The sequence below is a fragment of the Paenibacillus senegalimassiliensis genome (assembly GCF_001486585.1).
GTDB lineage: Bacteria > Bacillota > Bacilli > Paenibacillales > Paenibacillaceae > Fontibacillus > Fontibacillus senegalimassiliensis.
In genome coordinates, this window is sequence record NZ_LN909045.1 from 407,829 (window position 1) to 429,724 (window position 21,896).

At 52.9% G+C, this 21,896-nt stretch carries 22 protein-coding genes; 18 read left to right on the plus strand and 4 right to left on the minus strand.

What is annotated here, in order from left to right; translation table 11 throughout:
• Positions 1 to 92 precede the first annotated feature (92 nt).
• The 5 genes from BN3279_RS11785 to BN3279_RS11805 all read left to right on the plus strand — a co-directional run bounded on the left by BN3279_RS11785 (position 93) and on the right by BN3279_RS11805 (position 7,366).
• Complete coding sequence (locus tag BN3279_RS11785; RefSeq protein WP_059051063.1) at positions 93 to 1,118, plus strand: LacI family DNA-binding transcriptional regulator; 1,026 nt, start codon at positions 93 to 95, stop codon at positions 1,116 to 1,118.
• 248 nt (positions 1,119 to 1,366) lie between these two features.
• Positions 1,367 to 2,767 carry an ABC transporter substrate-binding protein gene (locus tag BN3279_RS11790; protein WP_059051065.1) on the plus strand — a complete coding sequence of 467 codons (1,401 nt, stop codon included), beginning with the start codon at positions 1,367 to 1,369 and terminating at the stop codon, positions 2,765 to 2,767.
• Between the two features lie 131 nt (positions 2,768 to 2,898).
• Complete coding sequence (locus BN3279_RS11795) at positions 2,899 to 3,981, plus strand: carbohydrate ABC transporter permease (RefSeq protein WP_059051067.1); 1,083 nt, start codon at positions 2,899 to 2,901, stop codon at positions 3,979 to 3,981.
• The gene (locus BN3279_RS11800) at positions 3,981 to 5,090 is read left to right on the plus strand and encodes a carbohydrate ABC transporter permease (RefSeq protein ID WP_059051069.1); all 1,110 of its coding nucleotides are present in this window, start codon (positions 3,981 to 3,983) and stop codon (positions 5,088 to 5,090) included. The genes BN3279_RS11795 and BN3279_RS11800 overlap by 1 nt, the downstream gene beginning before the upstream one ends.
• On the plus strand, positions 5,087 to 7,366 hold the full coding sequence (locus BN3279_RS11805; protein WP_059051071.1) for a glycoside hydrolase family 65 protein: 2,280 nt from the start codon (positions 5,087 to 5,089) through the stop codon (positions 7,364 to 7,366). Before BN3279_RS11800 ends, BN3279_RS11805 begins: the two co-directional genes overlap by 4 nt.
• Before the next feature lie 35 nt (positions 7,367 to 7,401).
• Here the strand turns inward: BN3279_RS11805 and BN3279_RS11810 are convergent, their stop codons facing one another.
• The 4 genes from BN3279_RS11810 to BN3279_RS11825 are packed head-to-tail and all read right to left on the minus strand — an operon-like array spanning position 7,402 to position 11,605.
• Entirely contained in the window at positions 7,402 to 8,436 is a 1,035-nt protein-coding gene (locus BN3279_RS11810; protein ID WP_059051073.1) for a Gfo/Idh/MocA family protein, read from the minus strand.
• A 1-nt stretch (position 8,437) separates the two neighbouring features.
• Complete coding sequence (locus BN3279_RS11815) at positions 8,438 to 9,550, minus strand: Gfo/Idh/MocA family protein (RefSeq protein ID WP_059051076.1); 1,113 nt, start codon at positions 9,548 to 9,550, stop codon at positions 8,438 to 8,440.
• Positions 9,551 to 9,558: 8 nt separating this feature from the next.
• Entirely contained in the window at positions 9,559 to 10,407 is an 849-nt protein-coding gene (locus BN3279_RS11820; RefSeq protein ID WP_059051806.1) for a sugar phosphate isomerase/epimerase family protein, read from the minus strand.
• Between the two features lie 34 nt (positions 10,408 to 10,441).
• Positions 10,442 to 11,605: a Gfo/Idh/MocA family protein gene (locus tag BN3279_RS11825; RefSeq protein WP_059051078.1), complete on the minus strand. Its 1,164-nt coding sequence runs from the start codon at positions 11,603 to 11,605 to the stop codon at positions 10,442 to 10,444.
• A gap of 185 nt (positions 11,606 to 11,790) precedes the next feature.
• Here BN3279_RS11825 and BN3279_RS11830 point away from each other — a divergent pair, with 185 nt between their 5' ends.
• From BN3279_RS11830 to hxlB, 13 genes are all read left to right on the plus strand, one after another.
• Positions 11,791 to 12,618 (plus strand): helix-turn-helix domain-containing protein, encoded by an 828-nt coding sequence (locus BN3279_RS11830; protein WP_059051079.1) that lies wholly within the window; start codon positions 11,791 to 11,793, stop codon positions 12,616 to 12,618.
• A 77-nt stretch (positions 12,619 to 12,695) separates the two neighbouring features.
• Positions 12,696 to 13,184: a low molecular weight protein-tyrosine-phosphatase gene (locus BN3279_RS11835; RefSeq protein WP_059051081.1), complete on the plus strand. Its 489-nt coding sequence runs from the start codon at positions 12,696 to 12,698 to the stop codon at positions 13,182 to 13,184.
• 188 nt (positions 13,185 to 13,372) lie between these two features.
• Positions 13,373 to 14,125, plus strand: coding sequence for a GntR family transcriptional regulator (locus BN3279_RS11840; protein WP_059051083.1), 753 nt, complete (start codon positions 13,373 to 13,375; stop codon positions 14,123 to 14,125).
• A 186-nt stretch (positions 14,126 to 14,311) separates the two neighbouring features.
• Positions 14,312 to 15,103, plus strand: a complete 792-nt coding sequence (locus BN3279_RS11845) for an SDR family oxidoreductase (protein WP_059051086.1) — start codon at positions 14,312 to 14,314, stop codon at positions 15,101 to 15,103.
• 101 nt (positions 15,104 to 15,204) lie between these two features.
• Positions 15,205 to 15,624 carry a PTS sugar transporter subunit IIA gene (locus BN3279_RS11850; RefSeq protein WP_059051087.1) on the plus strand — a complete coding sequence of 140 codons (420 nt, stop codon included), beginning with the start codon at positions 15,205 to 15,207 and terminating at the stop codon, positions 15,622 to 15,624.
• Positions 15,618 to 16,112: a PTS sugar transporter subunit IIB gene (locus tag BN3279_RS11855; protein WP_059051089.1), complete on the plus strand. Its 495-nt coding sequence runs from the start codon at positions 15,618 to 15,620 to the stop codon at positions 16,110 to 16,112. The genes BN3279_RS11850 and BN3279_RS11855 overlap by 7 nt, the downstream gene beginning before the upstream one ends.
• Positions 16,113 to 16,115: 3 nt before the next feature.
• Complete coding sequence (locus BN3279_RS11860) at positions 16,116 to 16,865, plus strand: PTS mannose/fructose/sorbose/N-acetylgalactosamine transporter subunit IIC (protein WP_198343580.1); 750 nt, start codon at positions 16,116 to 16,118, stop codon at positions 16,863 to 16,865.
• Positions 16,866 to 16,870: 5 nt separating this feature from the next.
• The gene (locus BN3279_RS11865; protein WP_059051091.1) at positions 16,871 to 17,722 is read left to right on the plus strand and encodes a PTS system mannose/fructose/sorbose family transporter subunit IID; all 852 of its coding nucleotides are present in this window, start codon (positions 16,871 to 16,873) and stop codon (positions 17,720 to 17,722) included.
• Positions 17,723 to 17,772: 50 nt separating this feature from the next.
• A complete protein-coding gene (locus BN3279_RS11870) occupies positions 17,773 to 18,954 on the plus strand; it encodes a mannitol dehydrogenase family protein (RefSeq protein ID WP_059051093.1) in 1,182 nt (393 codons plus the stop codon).
• Between the two features lie 6 nt (positions 18,955 to 18,960).
• A complete protein-coding gene (gene dhaL, locus BN3279_RS11875) occupies positions 18,961 to 19,605 on the plus strand; it encodes a dihydroxyacetone kinase subunit DhaL (protein ID WP_059051095.1) in 645 nt (214 codons plus the stop codon).
• Between the two features lie 13 nt (positions 19,606 to 19,618).
• The gene (locus tag BN3279_RS11880) at positions 19,619 to 20,617 is read left to right on the plus strand and encodes a dihydroxyacetone kinase subunit DhaK (RefSeq protein WP_059051097.1); all 999 of its coding nucleotides are present in this window, start codon (positions 19,619 to 19,621) and stop codon (positions 20,615 to 20,617) included.
• 30 nt (positions 20,618 to 20,647) lie between these two features.
• Positions 20,648 to 21,283 (plus strand): 3-hexulose-6-phosphate synthase, encoded by a 636-nt coding sequence (hxlA, locus tag BN3279_RS11885; RefSeq protein WP_059051099.1) that lies wholly within the window; start codon positions 20,648 to 20,650, stop codon positions 21,281 to 21,283.
• Positions 21,284 to 21,296: 13 nt separating this feature from the next.
• Positions 21,297 to 21,860: a 6-phospho-3-hexuloisomerase gene (hxlB, locus tag BN3279_RS11890; RefSeq protein WP_059051101.1), complete on the plus strand. Its 564-nt coding sequence runs from the start codon at positions 21,297 to 21,299 to the stop codon at positions 21,858 to 21,860.
• Positions 21,861 to 21,896: the final 36 nt, after the last annotated feature.

Sequence of the window (21,896 nt, forward strand, 5' to 3'; positions counted from 1 at the left end):
TTTAATCTGTAAGCGCTTAAAAAAGTCATTGAATTTCCATCTTCTGCTTGTTATAATCACATTGAAAAGCTTTTCAAACAAAGGAATGGACTATGACAAAGACAAAACCTACCATTAGGGACGTGGCCAGAAGAGCAGGGGTCTCCATCAGCACCGTATCGCGTGTAATGAACGCTCCGGATACTGTGGTGGAGAGCAAGCGGGAACGGGTGCTGGAAGCGATTCGCGAGTTGAATTACCAGCCTAACGCCTTTGCCCGTGGCCTGATCTACAAGAAGTCGTATACTCTGGGACTGCTTATTCCCGATATTGAGAACATGTATTATGCGGGAATGATCCGCGGAATGCAGGAGGCTTGCAATAAGCTGGGGTACAGCCTGATGATCTGCAATACCGACCGCGACAAAGATCGTCTGCTATCCTACATCGATACGTTCCATGAGAAGCAGGTGGACGGCATTGTGTTCGCCAGCGACAAGATGTATCCGGAATATTATGAGAAGCTGCTGGGCTGCCGTATCCCGTTTGTGATGGTATCCTCCCATTCCGACGAATATGATATTCCTTACGTGGAGGTGGATGATGAAGCCGCGGCTTACGATGCCGCTGCATATCTGATTGAGCTGGGACACCGGCAAATCGGCATGATTGGCTTCAACCACGATAATTCCATCGCCGGACCACCTCGTTATGCCGGCTTTGTCCGTGCCATGAACGAGTATGGACTGACAGATAATATCGCTAATACGAAGTATGCCAGTCATTACTTTGAGCATGCCTATGAGGCGGCACATGAACTGTTCAGCGAACGTCCTGACCTAACTGCGATATTCTGCGTAGCTGACGAATTTGCGATGGGTACGATTTCTTATCTTAAGGACCGAAATGTGTTGGTACCCGGGCAAGTGTCCGTCATCGGTTTCGATAATCACAGAATGGCAGGGATGTATATTCCCAAACTCACCACGATCTCACAACCTATCTACGATCTGGGCTTTCGTGCAGCAGAGAAGCTGCATGAATTGCTGACGACCGGCGAAGTACAAACACCCCGAGAAATTCTTCAGCATAAGCTTGTCGTCCGTGAATCTACGCGGGAGAGAGCCACTACCAATTAGCATCTGCATTACTATGTCTATCGCAGCACTTGATAATATCAAGCTTATTCTGAAAAGCTTTTCAGAGTATTTGAAACATTTGGCTGCGAGGGGGCATATTTTTATTTCTCCTCAAAATGTAACCGCATACAAATAAGTCCTCAACGTATTGTAAACCTGTTAAGGGGGTGATCTGTCCGTATTTTTACTGTTCAGTCCAACCTTTCAATCATTTACTATTTATAAAATCGAAGGGGATGTAGAGGTCTATGAAAAAAAGATCCAAGTTTGTTTCACTGCTGCTGGTCAGCGGGTTGTCGTTTACAATGCTGCTTAGTGCATGTGGTGGAGGCAATAATGCTGTCAATGACCCGGCGCCACCGGCTAATAATACAGCGGAGCAGGGCGAGAATAACGGCGAGGCTGCGGCAACGGGGTCCGCGCTGGACCTGGCGCTTCAAGGTGAGTATAAGGGTACTACCGTGACCATGTTCGGTCCGTTCGTGGACGCTGACCAAGTTAAATTCGAGACCAGCATCAAGGAGTTCGAAGAGAAGACTGGAATCGATATTCAATATGAAGGCTCCAAGGAATTTGAAGCGACGATTAACGTGCGTGTCGACGGAGGCAATGCTCCGGATATTGCCGACTTCCCGCAGCCCGGGCTGCTCGCTGCTGTCGCCAAGACAGGGAAGGTTATCGACCTGAATGGCATTCTGGATCAGGAGAAGCTGAAGGCCAACTACAACCAAAGCTGGCTGGACATGGGGACGATGGAAGGTAAGGACGGAGAGATCATGGCTGGCATTTGGAACCGTAGTAATGTGAAGAGCCTGGTGTGGTATCCGAAGAAGCAGTTTGAGGAAGCGGGCTACACCATTCCACAGACTTGGGATGAAATGATGGAACTGACAGACCAAATTGCCAAGGATGGAGATGCAGCCTGGGCTATCGGCATCGAGAGTGGGGCGGCTACGGGCTGGCCAGCGACGGACTGGGTAGAGGACATTATGCTGCGTACGACTTCACCGGAGAATTACGATAAATGGGTAGCTGGCGAGCTTCCGTTCAACTCCCCTGAAGTCAAGCATGCGATTGAAGTGATGTCTGAAATCTGGATGAACCCGGATTATGTGTATGGTGGAACGAAATCGATTGTAACCACGGCATTCGGGGATTCACCGACGCCGATGTTCGACAATCCTCCGAAGGTGTGGCTGCATCGGCAAGCTAACTTCATTACCAGCTTCTTCCCGGAAACCGCGAAGGTTGACGAGGATTACGCCTGGTTCTACTTGCCGCCGATTGATGAGCAATATGGCGAGCCTGTGCTTGTAGCCGGGGATATTTATGCCATGTTCAACGATCGTCCCGAAGTTCGGGCGGTTATGGAATTCTTCACGACTGGTGAATCCATTAAGACCTGGGTACAATCCGGCGGGGTGATTGCACCGATGAATGATGCTTCGCTTGACTGGTATGCTTCCGAATCGGACCGCCGCATGGCTGAGCTTGTGCAGAATGCGTCTACACTTCGCTTCGACGGTTCTGACCTGATGCCAGGTAAAGTAGGCGCGGGCACGTTCTGGAAAGGAATTACCGACTACGTCAGCGGAACAGCGACGTTGGACGAAGCGCTTGACCAAATTCAGGCAGGCTGGAGCAACTAGCTCTCTTCGTTGAATAGCTGCAAGTTAAGTCATGCTGGGGCGCGTGGGCCGATCTTGTTCATCCGGCGACTCGCGCCCTCTTTATTTGCAAGATTTCTTTATTCTGAAAGTACGCTTGAGGAGGGGTCATGATGAGTGCAGAGGCCAAGCAAACCGTAAGTTTCCGGGCCGTCCTCTTATCCCTGGCCGTGCTGCTGGCGAATGTCGCCGGGCATGGACTAATCTTTCGCTTTTTTCGCGATTCTACGTTAAATCCATTATTAACGGCTATATGCGCTGTATTGTGGGGTGTGGTCGGTGTTTATTTGCTGTATTACAGCTTCACCTGGGCGGTGGAGCAATACCCGCAGCAGGTGCGCCGGAGAGTGCTTCCGTATATTTTCATAGGACCGGCCGTCATTCTGTTAGGCTGGTTGCTCGTGTTGCCGGCGGTCCGCACGTTGTATCTAAGCTTCTTCAACGCCTCCTCGGAGCAGTTTGTCGGGCTGGCCAACTATGCGGCGGTCTTCACCGACAAGTTGATGGCCACGGCGCTGCGCAACAATTTGCTCTGGGTGTTTGTAGGCACATTAGCCTGCGTTGCACTAGGTCTGCTGATTGCCATTTTGGCGGATCGCAGCAGCTATGAGCGAGTCGCCAAGTCAATCATTTTCATGCCCATGGCGATATCCTTCGTTGCGGCGGGCGTCATCTGGAAGTTCGTCTATTATTACCAGCCGGGCGATCAGCAGATCGGGTTGCTTAATGCCATCGTGACCGCCTTTGGCGGGGAGGCTCAGGCCTGGACCAGTATGTTGCAGCCCTGGAACAACTTTTTCCTGATTCTGATATTGATCTGGATGCAGACCGGGTTCGCTATGGTTATTTTCTCGGCGGCGATCAAGGGGGTGCCGGAGGATATTCTGGAGGCGGCGCGGGTAGACGGAGCGGGGGAGATTCGTATTTTCTTCCGCATCATCATCCCGTTCATCTCCACGACCATTTTGACGGTGACGACGACGATCATTGTTTTTACGCTCAAGATCTTCGATGTTGTCATGGTTATGACCGGTGGGCAATACGGTACCGAGGTAGTAGCTACGCAGTTCTATCGGCAATTCTTCATGTACCGCAATTTCGGTTACGGCTCGACGTTGGCTATTGTCTTGCTTATTGCCGTATTGCCGGTCATCATCATTAATCTGCGGCAGTTCCGCAAGCAGGGGGGATTCTAATGGCTGCATCCAATCCGGCCAAGAAGGTCAGATCACGCAAGCGTGGCAAGCTGATCGTCAATTTGGCTTTGGGGTTCATTTGCTTCCTCTGGCTCATTCCGACGGTGGGACTGTTTGTGTCCTCCTTCCGTCCGGCTGCGGATATTTTACAGACCGGTTGGTGGAATGCCTTCCCTCACCGGGAGTGGACGAATGCCGAGACGCTTCAGCTCTCCAAGGAAATTGATCTGCGTGAGCCGATTGAGGCCCGCGGTCAAACCTATAGTGATGAGCAATTGCGAGCTGGCGTAGTTGTGGATGGGGAACGGCTGATTTGGGAGAATCGCCGCGCCCGGACCCTGAATGTGCAGGATCGGGGCTGGGAGATTGTCCCTGACCTGACGCTGGATAATTACAAGAACGTGCTGTCGGGGAAGGAATATAAGCTCAAGCTGGCGGATGGCAGCGAGTCGGTGCAGAAGGGCAGCGGCTTGTCCCAGGCCTTCTGGAATACAATGACGATCGCCGTACCGGCCACAGTAATACCGGTGCTGATCGCTTCTTTTGCCGCCTATGCGTTTGCCTGGCTGCGGTTCCCTGGACGGCGGACCTTGTTTGTCATCATCATCGCTATGCTCGTCATTCCTTTGCAGGTGGCGTTAATCCCGGTGCTTAAGGATTTTACGGCCCTCGGACTAAGCGGCAGCTACTTGGGGATATGGCTTGCCCATAGCGCGTTTGGATTGCCGCTCGTCACTTATTTCATGTATAACTTTATCAGCCAGTTGCCCAAGGATCTGTTCGAATCGGCATTTATTGATGGGGCCAGCCATTTTACCATTTTCTCCAGGCTTATTCTTCCCTTGTCGGTGCCGGCACTCGCTTCCATCGGCATCTTCCAATTCCTGTGGGTATGGAATGATTATCTGGTATCGTTGATCTTTATCGGGAATCAGCCGAGTGTACAGGTCATGTCGATGAAGATTGCCGATTTGGTTGGTTCTCGCGGCAATGACTGGCATTTGTTGACGTCTGCTGCCTTCATCTCGATGCTGATGCCGCTGGCGATCTTCTTCCTGCTGCAAAAGTATTTTGTCAGAGGGTTGATGGGAGGTTCAGTCAAGGGATGAACAGGAAGAACATGCAGGTGCAAGAGCCTCAGACCAGGCTTCACTCCCCGCGGGAATGGAGCCTGGTGGAGGATGCTCCTAGTGATGTGGACAATCAACGCAGTGAAAGCTTGTTCTCGCTGGGGAATGGCTACATCGGGATACGGGGGCAATACGAGGAAGGATATGCTGGCCCGGAGGGGGCCACGGTTCGGGGCTGCTATCTGAACGGATTCTATGATTCTTCGCCAATTCATTATCCGGAAGGAGCCTATGGCTATCCGAGCGAGGGCCACGCCATGCTGAATGTGACCGACGCGAGCATCGTGGAGCTTATGGTAGAAGGGGAGCCGTTCCAGCTTCATCATGGGAAGATCCACTTCTACAAGAGGGTGCTGCATATGCAGAGCGGTCTGCTGCACCGCCTGGTGGAATGGGAATCCCCTGCCGGGCACCGGATATTGATTCATATCCGGCGTCTGGTGTCGCTGCCGCACAAGCATCTGGCAGCGATAGATTACGAGATCACGCCGCTGAACTTCGATGGCGTGATCGAGCTCCGCTCGGCGATGAACGGGGAGATCGCCGAAGCGGCCGGGCCAGCGCCGCTCACGGCGATGAGCCATCGGCTCACGCTGCCGCCGTCCCGGCAGTGCAGCCCGTCGGAGTCCCGCGACGGGCAAGTGTTGTCGGTGCAGTACCGCCTGCGGCTGCACCGGGGAGAGACCGCTTCGCTCAGCAAATACATCAGTTACCATACTTCCCGTGATTACCGGGAAGAGGAGCTGCTGGAGCGAAGCCGGGAGACGCTGCACCTGGCCGAGGAGCTTGGCTTCGAGGGTCTGGCGGCGCAGCAGCATACCTGGATGGACGCGTTCTGGGAGCGCGCCGACGTGGAGATCAAGGGCGACCCTGCGCTCCAGCAGGGTCTGCGCTTCAACGCGTTTGGCCTGCTGCAATCGGCCGGACGCGATGGTCATACCAGCATGGCGGCCAAGGGGCTAACCGGCGAAGGGTATGAAGGGCACTATTTTTGGGATACAGAAATGTATGTGTTGCCCTTCTTCACCTTCACCCAGCCGGACATCGCCCGGGCGCTGCTGGAATTTCGCTGCCGCACGCTGGACCAGGCCCGGCAGCGGGCGGCGGAGATGTCGCAGCGGGGAGCGCTGTACCCGTGGCGGACCATCAACGGGGAAGAGAATTCCGCCTTCTTCCCGGCAGGCACCGCCCAGGCCCACATTAACGCCGACATTGCCTACGGGCTGCGGCAATATGTACAGGCCACGGGGGATGAGGAATTCCTGGTGCATCACGCCGCAGAGATGCTGTTCGAGACGGCGCGGTTCTGGGCCGACCTCGGCCACTACAATCCAGCCAAGGGCGGAGCCTTCTGTATCGATGCGGTGACCGGCCCTGACGAGTACACGGCGATTGTGAACAATAATGCCTATACGAACCTGATGGCTCGGGGGCATTTGCATTACGCCTATACAACGGCGGCTTTGCTGCGTGAGCAATACCCGCAGGAATATGCCCGATTGGGACGGGAGATTGGACTTGCGCAGGAGGAAGAGGAGGCCTGGCGCAAGGCAGCGGAACGGATGTACATTCCAAGGGATGAGCATTTGGGGATTATCGCCCAGGATGATACATTTTTGTCCAAGAAGCCTTGGGACTTCACGGGTACACCGCCTGAGAAATATCCGCTCTTGCTTCATTACCACCCGCTTGTAATCTATCGTCATCAGGTGCTTAAGCAAGCAGATGTAGTGATGGCCTTGTTCTTGATGAGTGAGCAGTTCTCCCTGGAGGAGAAAATACGGAATTATCGCTATTATGATCCGTTGACGACCCATGATTCCTCGTTGTCCCCCTGCATTCATAGCATCGTAGCTGCGGAGATCGGAGATTTGGCAGCGGCCTACGATTATTTTGGCCGCACGGTGAGAATGGATCTGGATGATGTGAACGGCAACGCGAAGGACGGGCTGCATACGGCAGCCATGGCCGGTTCGTGGATGGCGGTGGTGAACGGGTTTGCGGGCATGCGCCTGGAGGGCGGCTTGCCAGGCTTCCGCCCGTCGTTGCCTCCGGAGTGGGAGAGCTGTCGTTTCAGGATCATGAATCATGGACAGTTACTGGAAGTGTTTTTTGATCAGGAGCAAGCTGTGTATACGCTGATACAAGGGGACGAGCTTGAGCTGAAGCATGAGGGCCAGCCGTTGGTAGTACGGGCGGGCGTATCTGTACGACAGCCGCTCACCCGCAAACTTACCAAGGCTAGTGAAGTATAATCCAAGGAACTAGAGTAAGAGGAGACCGCTCCTTGCTACCGGGATACCCGTGTACGCGAGGAGCGGTATATTTGTTCAATTAACTGCATGGTCTTGAAGCCTTCGGTACCATCCAGGGGGAAAGGGCTTCCGCTACGGATATGCTTATAGAAGTCGGCAATCAGCTTGCGGTGGCTGGAGCCCCAATAGGACTTGCCTCTAACCGGAGTGGGTTCCCTTGGACCCGTGGGAGGCTCGGCAAGCTGAATTTCCTGACCATCCCGATACAAGAACAGACAGTCCCGGCGCTGATAAAGGGTGCCATTCTCAAAGACCAACTCTAGCTCTACCGGCGAATTGGTCAGGTACCCATTCGTTGCGTAGAACAACCCGCGTACTCCGCTGGCAAACTGGATACTCGCATGGGCCGTATCCTCCACCTCGATCGTCTCTTCAAGAACATCCGCCGTTGCACTGCCCCGGACGGAGACAACCTCGCCGCCGAACCAACGCAGCAGATCCAGCGTATGGATCGCCTGATTGATCAGCACACCTCCACCTTCGGTGGCCCATCTCCCTCGCCATGGACTATCCGTATAATAGGATGCATCCCGATGCCAGGTCACGACCCCCTTCAAGCAGACTAATCGGCCAAGCGTGCCATTGTCGATGATTTCGCGAATTTGACAAGACGGGAGATTATAGCGGTTCTGAAAGCATACACCAAGTTGTGCGGAGCTTTGCTGCGCTGTTGTCAGCAGCGTCTCCGCCGCTTCCAGGCTGTGTGCCATCGGCTTCTCGGTCAGTACATGCTTGCCGGCCCGGAGGAACCGGGCGGCTATGTCAGCATGCAGATGATGAGGGGTGCAGAGATGAACCGCCTGAATGTCCTCGCGCTCCAGCAGCGATTGGTAATCGTCGCCAGCCTCACAGTCGTATGCCGTGGCCATCTGTCTGGCTTTGGACAAATCGCTATCGACGACAGCTCTCAATTGAATAGGTTGCAGCTTCTGCACTTCCTGAATGGCATCAGCATGCACCGGAGCAATTCCTCCACAGCCGACAATGGCAATCCCGATATGTTCTTCCATACTATTTACCGGGCGCTGTCACATGAATGGCTTGCTGCTGGGCTTTCAGACAAAGCTCTGCCGCCTTGAATACATGCTCCTGCGTCATGGCATTCTCTGTCCGGTGCAAGCAATCCAGAATCAGTTCGCCGAAATACGGATAGCCGATTTGTCCGCGAACGGAGAAATGCTGCTCCCCGTCCTTGTTGACCAGATACACCTGATCCCCGGCAGCATCGCGGGCAATATCCGTGTATTTGCGCAATTCGATATAGCCTTCTGTGCCCAAAATAAACGTCCGCCCATCTCCCCACGTTCCCAGACCATCCGGTGTGAACCAATCGACGCGGAAATATTGGGTGGCTCCATTATCCCCTACCAGCGTTGCATCACCGTAGTCTTCCAGCTCCGGATATTCAGGGTTCCCGTAATTGGCTACCTTGCTATGCACAACCTCGGCGTCCTTGCAGCCAGCATAGAACAGGAATTGCTCAATTTGGTGGCTGCCGATATCACAAAGGATGCCGCCATATTTGTCCTTCTCAAAGAACCAGTCCGGCCGGGAGGGAGCACTTAACCGGTGAGGACCAAAGCCGGTCACTTGCAGCACTCGACCAATCGCTCCCTGCTGGACAAGTTGTCCCGCGTATACCGCCGATTCAACGTGCAGGCGTTCGCTGAAGTAAACAGCGTATTTGCGGCTGGTTTCCCTTACCTTTTGGCGGGCGGCTTCAAGCTGATCGAGACTGGTAAATGGCGTTTTATCGGTAAAATAGTCCTTCCCGGCATCCATGACCTTAAGGCCAAGCGGACCACGTTCAGAGGGCACGGCTGCTGCGGCAACCAGTCGCACCTCCGGATCGGCTAGCACTTGTTCCAGGCTGTCCGCTTGTTGTACGTTCGGGTATTTGCCCGCAAAGGCCGCCATTTTGGCCGGATCGGGGTCGTAGACCCATTTCAGAGTAGCTCCAGCTTCGATGAGCCCGCCAGTCATACCATAGATATGTCCATGGTCCAGAGCGACGGCAGCAAAGATGAACTCGCCGGGCTTGACGACCTCATTGGGCCGCCCCTTTGGGGCATAGTTCATTCCGTCGCTCGTTTGGAACGATTTATTTGATGAGGGAGTTGACATGATTGCATCTACAACCTTTCTTGAACAAATTCGGCAAAATGATGAAGCATTTCCTTCGATGTGTATTGTCCGCTAAAATCCTCAATGCCTAAATATCCGCCGTAGCGGACGGACTTCAGATCGCCCACCAGCTTGCGGAAATCAATAACGCCGTCCCGCAGCGGAGCCCAGTCGCAGCGCCATTCAGCCGTCCCGTCTTCGCTTGTTCCAGTGCGCGTCCAGGCCGCATTCTTGATATGCACATGGGCTAGATAAGGTCCAAGCAACTCCAGGCCCAATCTGAAATGCTCATAACCTTCATAGACCATATTGCCGGGATCGTACAGGACGCCAATATGGTCGGAATCACAGTGACTGACGAGTCGGTGGACCAGGCTGGCGCTGGGAGCAATGGTCTGATGGTGCGTTTCCACAACCCCTTTGACACCGTATTGCTTAGCCAGACGCTCCGCCTCTTTCAAATAACGCACCGTGTTGTCGTACAACTCGGGATAGGGAGTAGTAGCAGCATACCCGGCTGCACCGACGCGCATCATCTTGGCTCCAAGCAGACGAGCGGCATGGAACGCCTGCTCCGTCTGCTCCAGATCCAGTGAGTTCAAATAGGGCGCAAGACTGGTTACTTCCAGACCCGCAGCTTCGGTTATATGCTTGAACCGTAGAATCTGCTCATCGGATAACGCGGGGTCAATAGAACAGAGATTATTACGCCAGAACGACGGAGCTTCTCCAGCTACCTCGGCGGGAACCTCTTTGAACCGCCATTCCACACCATGCAATCCAGCTTCGCGCGCTGCTTGCACCAGCTCTTCCGGCGTTAAATCCGGCGTTGATACGGTAAACACAGATAGCTTCAACATACATCGCTCCTTTTTATCGCGCTCAGCTTCCTCAGTAGGTTCCCTTCACGTCCAGCACGCCCCCTGCTCCGTTCTCTTTACGGAATACAGAGGTGTTGATCTTCTCTTGCAGCTTCTCGTAGAACAAATCCTCGTTCAGCGGGAGGTCAACCCAATCTTCAGTCCAGGCGGACAAATGCATGGCATTGGAGAGCGTCAGCCCGTGAATGCCTTCTTCCCCAGGTGCTAGAAGCGGTTCACCATGCAGCAGCGCATTGGTGAAGTTCTGCAAAATGCCCTGATGCTGCGTGCCGGAGCCTCCGCTAACCGGAATATCACATTTCCAGCATTCCGGCTGACCGAAGCCCCCGGTATATTCGGCATTGAACTGTGATTCCGGTACGCGCAGCCGCCAGAAGGTCAGCTTGCCGTCTTCCACGACAATTTTGCCATTATCGCCTGTCAGCTCGAAGCGGTTCGTGCCCGGAGCTTCGCCGGTCGTGGTCACAAATAACCCGGTGGCGCCATTCTCATATTCCACATAAGCGGTTACATCATCTTCAACCTCAATGTTGCGATATTTTCCGAAATGGCAAAAAGCACGTACGCGTGTTGGCATCATTCCGATCGTCCATTGCCAGAGGTCAAGCTGGTGGGGGTCCTGATTAAGCAGTACGCCGCCGCCTTCTCCAGCCCAGGTGGCACGCCATCCACCTGAATTGTAGTAGCTTTGCGAGCGATACCAGTCCGTGATAATCCAGTTCGTTCTGCGAATGGTCCCGAGTTCACCGGACAACACCAGGTCGCGCAGCTTGGCGTAAAGCGGGTTAGTCCGCTGGTTATACATGATCCCGAACTGCTTGCCTGCCTTCACAGCAGCTTCGTTCATTGCCCGAACGGCCTTGGTGTACACGCCCGCCGGCTTCTCGATCAGCACATGGTAACCGCTCTCAAAAGCTTGCACGGCAAGTGTTGGATGATCGTAATGAGGGGTTGCGATCATTACGGCGTCCATAGCTTGCGAAGCGAACAGACTTTCCGTGTTGTCAAATAGCTGAACGGTATCCGGCAGATGCTCCTTTGCCCATTTCAGACGCTCCGGGTTATGGTCGCAGACCGCCGTCAATTCCGCGCCCTTGATGTCCTGGACCAGGTCCCGCGCATGCGAAGTCCCCATGTTACCGATGCCGATGATGCCAAACCGTACTTTGTTCATGTTACTCCCTGCCTTTCTTATGTAACTTAACGCTCTTAGCTTAGCTTGAATTGGGGGGAAAGAGAATGGCAAGGATTAAGAAGGTTTTGCACAATATTAAGGTGAATTCGATAAATGGAGATGTTACAATAGAACCAGGATTTCTAAAAATGAAAATGCTTACTTAAAAATAGAGGGGGAAGAGAATGAACGAGATCGACCATCTCACTGGACGTTTGCCTGAGAGCTTGACCGTAACCGTCACGCATGCCCAGTTAAAAAGCGGTTTTCTCGGGTGGAACCGGATGGAGCAGGCCCCTCGTTTTAACCGGCTGTATTTCATTCCCCAAGGCGAGGGTTCGGTGATTATTAATGGTGTCACCTACTACCCGCAGCCTAACCAGTTGATGATTATGCCAGCGGGGACAAGCCAAACGACCTTTACGTCGCCGGAGAACCCGTATACCCGTTATTTTTGTCATTTTGACGCTCAGGTGGGGGAGTGGCCGCTGTTCCATGCCGGGAGCAAGCTGTACATTAGCCATGCCAAGAACCCCGAACACGTGAAGGTGATCTTTGACGATTTAATTCACTTGTTCCAAGTTGGCGGACCGTTTGCGGGGTTAAGGATGCAAGCCTGCTTGTTAAATTTGCTGGCCTGCTGCCTGGAAGAGGGCGGCTACAGCGATTATCTGAAGGATTATATGCAATTTACGGAACGCAACAAGCTTGGGGACGTGTTGCGGTACGTTCAGGAGCATATCGGTGAGCCGATTGAAATAGAAACGTTAGCTGACATTGTGCATCTACATCCGAATTACTTCATTCCCTATTTCAAAAAAATTATGGGCATTACACCGATGCATTACGTACAGCGCAAGCGCATGGAGGAGGCCAAGCGGCTGCTGACCTATACGGACGATAGCATCGCCACCGTGGCTGAGAGCCTGGGCATGCAACTGGCCCATTTCTCCCGCCAATTCAAGAGCCATGCCGGAATCTCGCCAACCGCCTACCGAAGCTGTACTCGTTAGGGTTGTCCTTCGGCGCTTCCTATAGTACTATCTGCTAATAGACGTTAGCAGATAGTACTATAGGAAGAGGGAGAACCATGGATAACGACAATCAACAAATCGGAGTGTTATTTGTATGCCTGGGGAACATTTGCCGTTCACCCATGGCGGAAGCCGTCTTTCGGCACTTGGTGAATGAAGCGGGCTTAAGCGAACGGGTGTTGATCGATTCCGCGGGAACCGGGAATTGGCACACCGGGAAGCCGCCCCATGAAGGGACCCGCCGTATTCTGGATCAATATGCCATCTCCTACGAGGGCCTTGCCGCCAGACAAGTAGCGGTAGATGACTTCTCGCGTTTTAATTATATTGTAGCTATGGATAATCAGAATGAGCAGGATTTGCATGCCTTGGCCCGGAAGGCCGATGCCAAAATTGTCAAGCTGCTTGATCTGGTCCCGGAATCCAAGCTCAAGGAGGTCCCGGACCCGTACTTTACCGGGAACTTTGAAGAAGTATATGAGATGGTACAGCAGGGATGCCGCGCGCTTCTGGAACTGATTCGGCAGGAAGCGCCTCAGGTTTAGAACCTGGTTCAGCCAGTGGCAATGTCCCTGGCTCTGTATGATAAGTAGAGGATACCCGGTGCGTCTGCATGACGGCGCAATCGGGTATCCTCTTTCATTTTGCAGCACACAAATTTTTACAATCCAGGTTTGCTGCGCTATAATAGACATACGGACAACGTGACATCTTAATCAATTAGGAGGATATAATGGGGAATTTTACGTCTTATGAACTGGAAAAAAACAGTCCGATTCCTTTATATTTTCAACTTAAAGAGGACATGATCCACAAAATTATGAATGAGGAACACAAGGTTGGGGAGAGCTTACCATCGGAGACTCAGTTGATGTCCATGTATGGGGTGAGCCGGACAACGGTCAGACAAGCTATCGATTTGCTGGTTAGCGAGGGTTATCTGGAGAAGCGCAGGGGCGTGGGAACCTTCGTGACCAAACCACGGCTGAACCAATGGGATCTGGCCGAGCTTCGCAGCTTTAATGAAGAAGCCAGTCGCCAAGGTCTGACGGCCCGTACACAGTTGCTGAGTATGCGTCAGGTTAAGACCAACGATATACTCAAGGGCGTTTTTGGCGAAGGGCCAACCATTTATCATCAACTGGAGAGGTTGCGCTTTATCGAACATGAGCCTTCCGTGCTGGTGACGACGTATGTGCCGGCCGATCTGGCCCCTGATCTGGAACGGTTTAATTTTTCGGAGGTATCGCTGTTCGCTATTTTAAGAGAGCATTACAACCTGAAAATCATTTATGCCAGCAAGACCTTCCGGGCGGTGAATGCCAGTCCTGAGGATGCATTGGCCCTGAAGGTGCCGCCGAATTTTGCCATCCAGTTGGTGGACACGATCACTTACGATGATAAGGATCAGCCGGTGGAATACTCCGTATCCAGGGACCGGGGGGACCTGAATCGCTTCAAGGTGCTGCTTCGCCACAAGGAATAATAAATTCAAAGAAAACCTGTTGCGTCACTTTTCTGCGTCTAAACGGAGAAATGAAGGCAACGGGTATTTTTTTATCTTTTTTTAAATGAAAGCGCTTGACAAAAGATAGGAAGCAATGTCATTATAACGTTAAGACATAACGACGTCATGATGTCTCTAACAAATAGCAGAGGGGCGGGACAGAGGATGAATAGCGATTGGTTGAACTTGGGCAAGAAGGTCATCATCGTCACTGGCGGCAGCTCAGGAATTGGCGCACATATTGTGCAGAGCCTGAGCGAGAGCGGTGCCCAGGTCGTGGTTGCCGACCTTACCGGCAGCAGCGAAGGTAATATTGATTTTATACCCTGCAATATTACGGATAAACAACAGGTAGAAGAGATGATTCGTAACGTGGTCGACAAATATGGCCACATTGACGGTTTGGTGAATAACGCTGGGGTCAATCGCCCCAAACTGCTCGTAGATTATTACCACGGAGACAAGGGCCATGAATTTAATGAACAGGATTTTGATTTTATCTTCAATGTGAACGTGAAGGGTGCTTTTTTCTGTACGCAGGAGGCGGCCAGAGTCATGATCGGGCAACAATCGGGAGTCATTGTCAATGTAAGCTCTGAAGCTGGTATGGAGGGCTCGACGGGCCAAAGCATCTATTCAGCCACGAAGGGGGCGCTAAATTCCTTTACATTATCTTGGGCGAAGGAACTGGGCCGATTCAACATTCGGGTAGTGGGGATTGCACCGGGAATTAATGAGCCGACCCCGATGGGGAACCCTGAGCATGTGAAGGCACTGGCCTATACTCGCGGAGTAGAATCCGACCATGTTGCCGTCGATTATATGAAGGTAATCCCGCTAGGCCGACGAGGAAGAATAGAAGAGATAGCTGATTTGGTTACTTATTTGCTGTCAGACCGCGCTACGTATATATCCGGGACCACGGTGAACATTACGGGCGGCAAGTCTCGTGGTTAATGGGGAAGGTGCGCAATGCACAGGGATTTTAGAAAGCGCTTTAATTGTAGATTGAGCAAGGTTTGAACTTCAGGCATATGAACGGGACAGGAGGCTGAAATATGAGCACAACACCATGGATTATTCTCATTACGCATGGCACCTTTGGCGAGGAGCTTAAGAAGAGTGCCGAACTCATTATTGGAGAAATGCAGGACGTATACTGCTTCTCTCTATTAGCCGGAATGGAGTCCAAGGCATTAATTGAAACGATTGAACGACATATGGCTGAAGCTCCCCGGGCTTCTATTTTTCTGACGGACCTGTATGGAGGAACCCCCTCTAACATCGGGGCTTACTTCGCCAAGAAGGAAGGATATTCAGTGGTATGTGGTCTGAACCTGCCGATGCTGATTGAGGCGGAGAACCGCAGGTCTTTGGGAGAATGGGAAGGGATCGAGGAGAAGATCATTGCGTTCGGGACGGAAGGCATTCGTGATATTTCAAAAATCATCAAGGAAAGGAAGGGATTACTGTGCTAGAGGGGATCAAGTTGGTACGAGTCGATTTCAGATTGATTCATGGTCAGGTTGTTACCAAGTGGAGCAATACGGTAACGGCGAAAACAATCGTTGTCGTCAACGACGAGTTGTCGGAAGACGAGTTCATGGCAGATATCTACGTAATGGCAGCGCCTCCCGGTATCCAGGTCGAGGTGCAATCGATCACTTCCTTTGTTGAATCAGCGCAGGGAGGGAGCTATGACCAAGGCAGCGTTCTGGTGTTGTTCAAGAACATTGAGGATGTGCGCAGGGTAGCGGAGCAAGGCGTTAAGTTCGCAGCGGTGCAAATTGGGGGTCTTGGCGCGGCAGGTAACAAGACCTCGGTGGTCAAGGGAATTTCCATTGACCGGGATGATGCGGATCATCTGCTGTATCTGAAAGAACAAGGCGCCGAAGTTTCGTTCCAGGTCACCCCGGAGGAAGCCCGCCTTCCGCTGGACAAAGCTTTAAAAAAATTGGGGGTATAAGCCATGGAAATGTTGGCAGTAAGCATTTTTGCCGGTTTATGGTATTGGATTTGTAAGACGGATATCGGTTATGCCATTACCCATGCCATTCGCCAGCCTTTGTTCGCCGCACTTCCCATCGGACTGATGATGGGTGATGTCAAGCAAGCGATGATTATCGGGGCCGCGGTGCAAATTCTGTATATCGGTCTGGTTGCCGCCGGTTCGAATCTACCAGCCGATGATTGTCTGGCTGGCCTGATCGCTATCCCGATTGCCATCGGTTCTGGCCTGACTCCAGCGCTGGCTATTGCCATCGCGGTACCGGTTGGGGTGATGGGGGTGTTCGTTGACCAATTACGCAAGACGGTAAACGTCATGTTCGTGCATATGGCCGACCGTTACGCCGAAGAGGGCAATACTCGCAAAATTGTGCTTGCTTCGGTTGTTTATCCTACCGCACTAAGTTTTTTCTTCCGCTTTCCTATTCCATTCTTTGCGATTCTCTACGGTGCCGATGCGGTCAATAACTTCATGAACAGTGTGCCGGAATGGCTCATCCACGGCTTTAGCGTTGCGGGAGGCTTGCTGCCAGCCCTCGGGTTCGCCTTGACGATGTTCGTCATCGGGAAGAAGGAGTTGTTCCCGTGGTTTATCCTGGGCTACTTCCTGGTGCAGTTCAGTGGTATCCCGGTAATCGGGGCAGCGATCTTTGGCTTGTGCGCGGTTCTCTTGATTAACTATTACAACAATCGGAAGAACGTGGAGGGGTGAGGTCGATGACGGAAATACAACAAACGCCGGATGCCGCCGCCGAGAACGGACGGCTGATTACCGAAAAGGATATTCGCCGCAACTGGTTGACTTACTATATCGTTGCCGAGATGGGAATCTCCTACGAGCGGCTGCAGGCACTGGGTTTTACGACGGCTATGATTCCTATATTAAAGAAGCTGTATCCCGATCCGGAGGATTTGAAGGAAGCGCTGAAGCGTCATCTTATCTTCTATAATACCGAGGCTGTGTTTGGCTCTCCGGTCAACGGCATCGTCATTGCCATGGAGGAACAGAAGGCCAAGGGCGAGCCTATCACGGACAAATCAATTACCGGGATGAAGACCGGGCTGATGGGACCCATGGCCGGGATTGGCGATTCTATTGACTGGGCTACGCTTAAGCCGATTATATTTGCACTGGCAGCTACCTTGTCGGCATCCGGGAGCATCATTGGCCCCTTCGTATTGCTCTTATTGCCGCTGATTCAAATTCTGATTGGACTTCGGTTATCGGTCTACGGGTATCGGGCAGGCAAGGCATCGATTCGGGAGTTGCTGCATTCCGGACGAATTAAGGAGCTCATCCTGGGGGCGAGTACACTTGGTCTATTCATGATGGGAGCACTCTCCTCAACCTACGTGAAGCTCAGCACCCCGCTGCAATTCAACTTCGGGGGCGGGAACGAGCCTTTCGTCTTACAGAATATTCTGGACGGGATTATCCCCGGCTTGCTACCACTGATGGCCGTGCTTGGCCTGTACTGGTGGCTGAATAAGAAGAATCAGAATTTCACCGTCATCATGCTGGTTATTATTGCAGTCAGCGTCATTGGCGCGGTAACCGGAATTCTCTAAAAGGAAGCTTGAATATATGAATCGATAGTCAGCAAAAGAGGTGCTTGCATGTGAAAGCCGTTCATTTCGGAGCCGGAAGCATCGGCAGAGGATTTATTGGTGATTTGCTGCATCAATCGGGATATGAGATTACGTTCGTTGATATCGATCCCGGCCTGATTGCTCAGCTTAACCGGGACCAAGCCTATGATTTGTATGTGATTGAAGAAGGGTATGCCAAGAGAACCATCGATCGGGTAAGGGCCGTCTCCTCGATGAGCGACAAGGCGGCGGCGGTGGAGGCCTTGGCGGAAGCGGATTTGATTACGACTTCCGTCTGGGCGGATAACTTGTCGCGAATTGCTCCGGTTCTGCTGGAGGGGCTTCAAGCCAGACAGAGGCTCGGGCGAAGCCGTATCAATATTTTGGCCTGCGAGAATGCCATGTTCAACTCGGAGTTGCTGCGAAGCAGCATTCTGGAGGTAGCAGGGGAGGCATTCAGTAAGGAGTTGGACGAACTGGCCGCTTTCCCCAACACCGCGGTAGACCGACTTGTGCTGGAGGATCGAAGGGACGACAGGGCCGTCATTCATATCGGACGCGACCATGAATTGGTTATTGAGCAGAGCAAGCTGGCAGTTCCGGGAAGTCAGCCCATTCAAGGGGCCGTGTACACGGACAATTTGCAGAAATATCTGGAACGCAAGCTATACATTATTAACTGTGGCCATGCCTGGGCCGGTTATGTCGGGCACGTTCATGGCTATGACATCATTCAGGACGTATTTCATGATGAGATTCTACTGGATCAAGTGCTGGAGGCCATGTTGGAATCCGCGCGATTGCTGGAAGTTAAATATGGTTTTCAGCTTGAAGAATTGGCGGAGTATATCGAGTTTGCCGTGAACCGCTTCAAGACACCAGGAGTGACAGATACAATTAACCGGGTCTGTCGCTCACCGATTCGCAAGCTGGGTACAGACGACCGACTGGTAGGTCCTTGCCTGGGCTGCGAGGCCTCCGGGCTGGAGAACCGTCGGTTGTTACAAGGAATTGCGGCTGCGTTCCTCTTCCATAACCCGGAGGATCAGCAGGCGGAGGAACTCCAAAGCGATGTAGCCCGGTTAGGCATCGGCCCGGCGGTGGAGCACTACACCGGAATTCAGACAGGGAGCCGGCTGCATGGTGAAATAACGGCATATTATGAGGAGCTTTTCCTAATCAGAAGCCAACAGAGGGAAGGGAGGGGCTGAATCCACATGAGATTCACAAATAAGCAAGGGATTGCCGTCGTCAGGGCGATCATTGAGGCGGTGTGTGCCCAGCGGGAGCTGCTTAGCCAGGTAGATGCTGCGGTAGGAGATGGAGATCATGGTGTCAATATGAGCCGCGGCTTCTCTCTGGCGGGCGAAGCACTGGATCAGCGGGAGGCCGACATGAGTGAAGGTTTTCTTACCATTGCCAAAGTATTGATCGGCAAGATTGGAGGCTCCATGGGGCCGCTCTACGGCAGCTTCTTCCGGGGGCTGGCGGAGGCATCCAAAGAGAAGGACGTGATTGATGCTGCGGTCATCGGAGAGATGGTAAGGAAGGGGTACGAAAGGCTTGCCCTGCTAACTGAGGCCAAGCCGGGGGATAAGACATTGATTGACGTGCTCGATCCAGCGGTAAGGGCCTACGAAGAGACTGCATTTGAGGGAGGAAATCTGGAGGTTTGTTTAACCCGGATGGTTAAAGCGGCAGAGACGGGGCTGGAGGCGACAAAGGGAATGGCCGCGCGTCTGGGCCGGGGCAGTCGTCTGGGAGACCGGGCCATCGGTCATCAGGATGCGGGCGCAACCTCATGTTATATCATCTTGAAGGCACTGGCTGACAAGGCGCTCTTACTGGCCAAAACGGATTAAGGAGGGGAAGCTCTTGCAACGATTTGTCAACAATCCTGACTTGATTGTAGACGACATGTTAAGAGGGTATGTCGATGCACATGGAGATACGGTGAAGCTGTCCTCCCGTAATGAGCGTGTCATTCAGCGGGTGGATGCACCAGTGGCAGGTAAGGTGGGGATTGTCACCGGGGGAGGAAGCGGTCATGAGCCGGCATTTCTCGGTTATGTCGGTCAAGGACTGGTGGATGCAGCCGCAGTTGGGGAGGTGTTCGCCTCGCCGCCGGCGCAGTCATTTCTGGATGCCATGCTCGAGGTGGATTCCGGTCAAGGGGTAGCCTGCCTGTTCGGTAATTACGCCGGTGACAATATGAATGTCAAGATGGCGGCTGAACTTGCAGAGGATGAAGGAATTACGGTCAAATACGTGACCGCAACTGATGATATTGCCTCGTCACCTCCAGAGACTCGCGAGAAGCGGCACGGCATTGCGGGCGGCTTGTTCATGTGGAAGGCGGGCGGAGCACGCGCGGCCATGGGCGGCTCCTTGGATGAGGTCATCGCTTCGGCACAGAAGGCTGTGGATAATACCCGAAGCATTTGTGTGGGACTTGGTTCATGTACCATCCCGGCGGTGGGCTCCCCGAATTTTACGATTGAAGAGGGACAGATGGAATTTGGCATCGGGCATCATGGGGAGCCTGGCATTCGCGTGGTGCAACTGGGAACCGCAGATCAGATTGCCACGGAAATGACGGAGGCGATCCTGCGAGACTTTAACTTCGATGGGCCCCAGGAAGTGGCTGTTATGTTATCCGGGCTGGGGGCAACCCCGCCGATGGAGCTGTACGTGCTCTACGGGAAGGTAGCAGACATCTTAAAGGGACAGGGTCACCAGATCCATCGGACCTTTGTGGGCAATTACGTGACCTCCCTGGATATGAATGGCGTCTCGCTAACGATTGTACGACTCGACCAAGAATTGAAGGAACTGTTGAACCATCCGGGGGAATGCCCTGCACTTACTTATTAACTGATCACACCACGGAGAGGAGAACGGAAGATGAAGCTGCAACTGGCATTGGATGAATTGAACCTGGAGGATGCGCTGGCATTTGCCGAGAAGCTGGAAAGTTATGTGGACATCATTGAGATCGGAACTCCGTTTGTCATTGCCGAGGGAATGAATGCGGTCAAGACGTTCAAGGAGCGCTTCCCGGACAAAGAGATTTTATCCGACGAGAAAATTATGGATGGCGGGTTCTTCGAGTCCAAGCTGGCATTTGACGCCGGGGCGGAATATGTTACGGCGCTGGGTGTGACGGATGCGCTGACAATTAAGGCTTGTCTTAAGGCAGCCGATGAATTCAACAAGCAGTTAGTTGTCGATATGATCTGTGTGGACAATTTACCGGAGAAGATTCGCGAATTGGAGGAACTGGGCGTTCATGTACTGGCCGTCCATACTGGGGCTGACCAGCAAGCGGCTGGCCGACAGCCGATCGATGATTTGAAGGTGATGAAGGAACATGCCAAATCGGCTAAAATTGCCGTGGCTGGTGGAATTAACAGCAGCACTATCGACAAGTATGTGGCACTTGCGCCGGACATCATTATTGTCGGGACGGGCTTGACCCATGCGGAGGACCCGGTGAAGGAAGCGCGTTTGATCAAGGAAGCAATGGCGCGGAAAGCCTAAGGGGGGAAAGGGTATGAAACCTTGCAATAATTTGTTGGCCATATTAACTGAGCTTTCAGAAGATGCAATGTTGGTGGATGGTGAGCAGGTGGAGGCCGTCAAGAAGCTGATTATCGGAGCCCGGCGAGTATTTGTGGCCGGAGCGGGACGATCCGGCTTTGCCGCGCGGGGCTTTGCTAACCGGCTTATGCATTTGGGGTATAGCTCGTACTTTGTGGGCGAGCCTACCACGCCATCCATTGGAAAGGGTGATTTACTAGTTATCGGCTCAGGTTCGGGAGAGACAGCCAGCCTGAAGGCTATGGCGCAGAAGGCGCTGGAACAAGGGGCTACGCTAGCCACCTTGACCATCTTTCCCGGCAACACCATCGGCTCGTTGGCCTCGGCTTGCATTCGTATCCCCGGGGTTACCTCCAAGGTAGAGAAGGAAGGCGGAAAAGCGGCATCAATTCAGACGAAGGGTTCTTCCTTCGAGCAGCTAAGCTGGTTAATTTACGATAGCATCATTATTGATCTCAAGCGGGAGACGGGGCAGTCGGACGAGGACATGTTCGCCCGTCACGCTAATTTGGAATAAGCAATGTGATTGAATTTGAAAACAGCAAGCGTTCGG

Bases quoted from the DNA above. Each gene is read 5' to 3' on its own strand.
- BN3279_RS11835 (WP_059051081.1), top strand. From the start codon at position 12,696: ATGGATAACGACAATCAACAAATCGGAGTGTTATTTGTATGCCTGGGG.
- hxlB (WP_059051101.1), top strand. From the start codon at position 21,297: ATGAAACCTTGCAATAATTTGTTGGCCATATTAACTGAGCTTTCAGAA.
- BN3279_RS11800 (WP_059051069.1), top strand. From the start codon at position 3,981: ATGGCTGCATCCAATCCGGCCAAGAAGGTCAGATCACGCAAGCGTGGC.
- BN3279_RS11860 (WP_198343580.1), top strand. From the start codon at position 16,116: ATGGAAATGTTGGCAGTAAGCATTTTTGCCGGTTTATGGTATTGGATT.
- BN3279_RS11825 (WP_059051078.1), bottom strand. From the start codon at position 11,605: ATGAACAAAGTACGGTTTGGCATCATCGGCATCGGTAACATGGGGACT.
- BN3279_RS11830 (WP_059051079.1), top strand. From the start codon at position 11,791: ATGAACGAGATCGACCATCTCACTGGACGTTTGCCTGAGAGCTTGACC.
- BN3279_RS11850 (WP_059051087.1), top strand. From the start codon at position 15,205: ATGAGCACAACACCATGGATTATTCTCATTACGCATGGCACCTTTGGC.
- dhaL (WP_059051095.1), top strand. From the start codon at position 18,961: ATGAGATTCACAAATAAGCAAGGGATTGCCGTCGTCAGGGCGATCATT.
- BN3279_RS11865 (WP_059051091.1), top strand. From the start codon at position 16,871: ATGACGGAAATACAACAAACGCCGGATGCCGCCGCCGAGAACGGACGG.
- BN3279_RS11790 (WP_059051065.1), top strand. From the start codon at position 1,367: ATGAAAAAAAGATCCAAGTTTGTTTCACTGCTGCTGGTCAGCGGGTTG.
- BN3279_RS11815 (WP_059051076.1), bottom strand. From the start codon at position 9,550: ATGTCAACTCCCTCATCAAATAAATCGTTCCAAACGAGCGACGGAATG.
- BN3279_RS11840 (WP_059051083.1), top strand. From the start codon at position 13,373: ATGGGGAATTTTACGTCTTATGAACTGGAAAAAAACAGTCCGATTCCT.
- BN3279_RS11845 (WP_059051086.1), top strand. From the start codon at position 14,312: ATGAATAGCGATTGGTTGAACTTGGGCAAGAAGGTCATCATCGTCACT.
- BN3279_RS11810 (WP_059051073.1), bottom strand. From the start codon at position 8,436: ATGGAAGAACATATCGGGATTGCCATTGTCGGCTGTGGAGGAATTGCT.
- BN3279_RS11785 (WP_059051063.1), top strand. From the start codon at position 93: ATGACAAAGACAAAACCTACCATTAGGGACGTGGCCAGAAGAGCAGGG.
- BN3279_RS11795 (WP_059051067.1), top strand. From the start codon at position 2,899: ATGAGTGCAGAGGCCAAGCAAACCGTAAGTTTCCGGGCCGTCCTCTTA.
- BN3279_RS11805 (WP_059051071.1), top strand. From the start codon at position 5,087: ATGAACAGGAAGAACATGCAGGTGCAAGAGCCTCAGACCAGGCTTCAC.
- hxlA (WP_059051099.1), top strand. From the start codon at position 20,648: ATGAAGCTGCAACTGGCATTGGATGAATTGAACCTGGAGGATGCGCTG.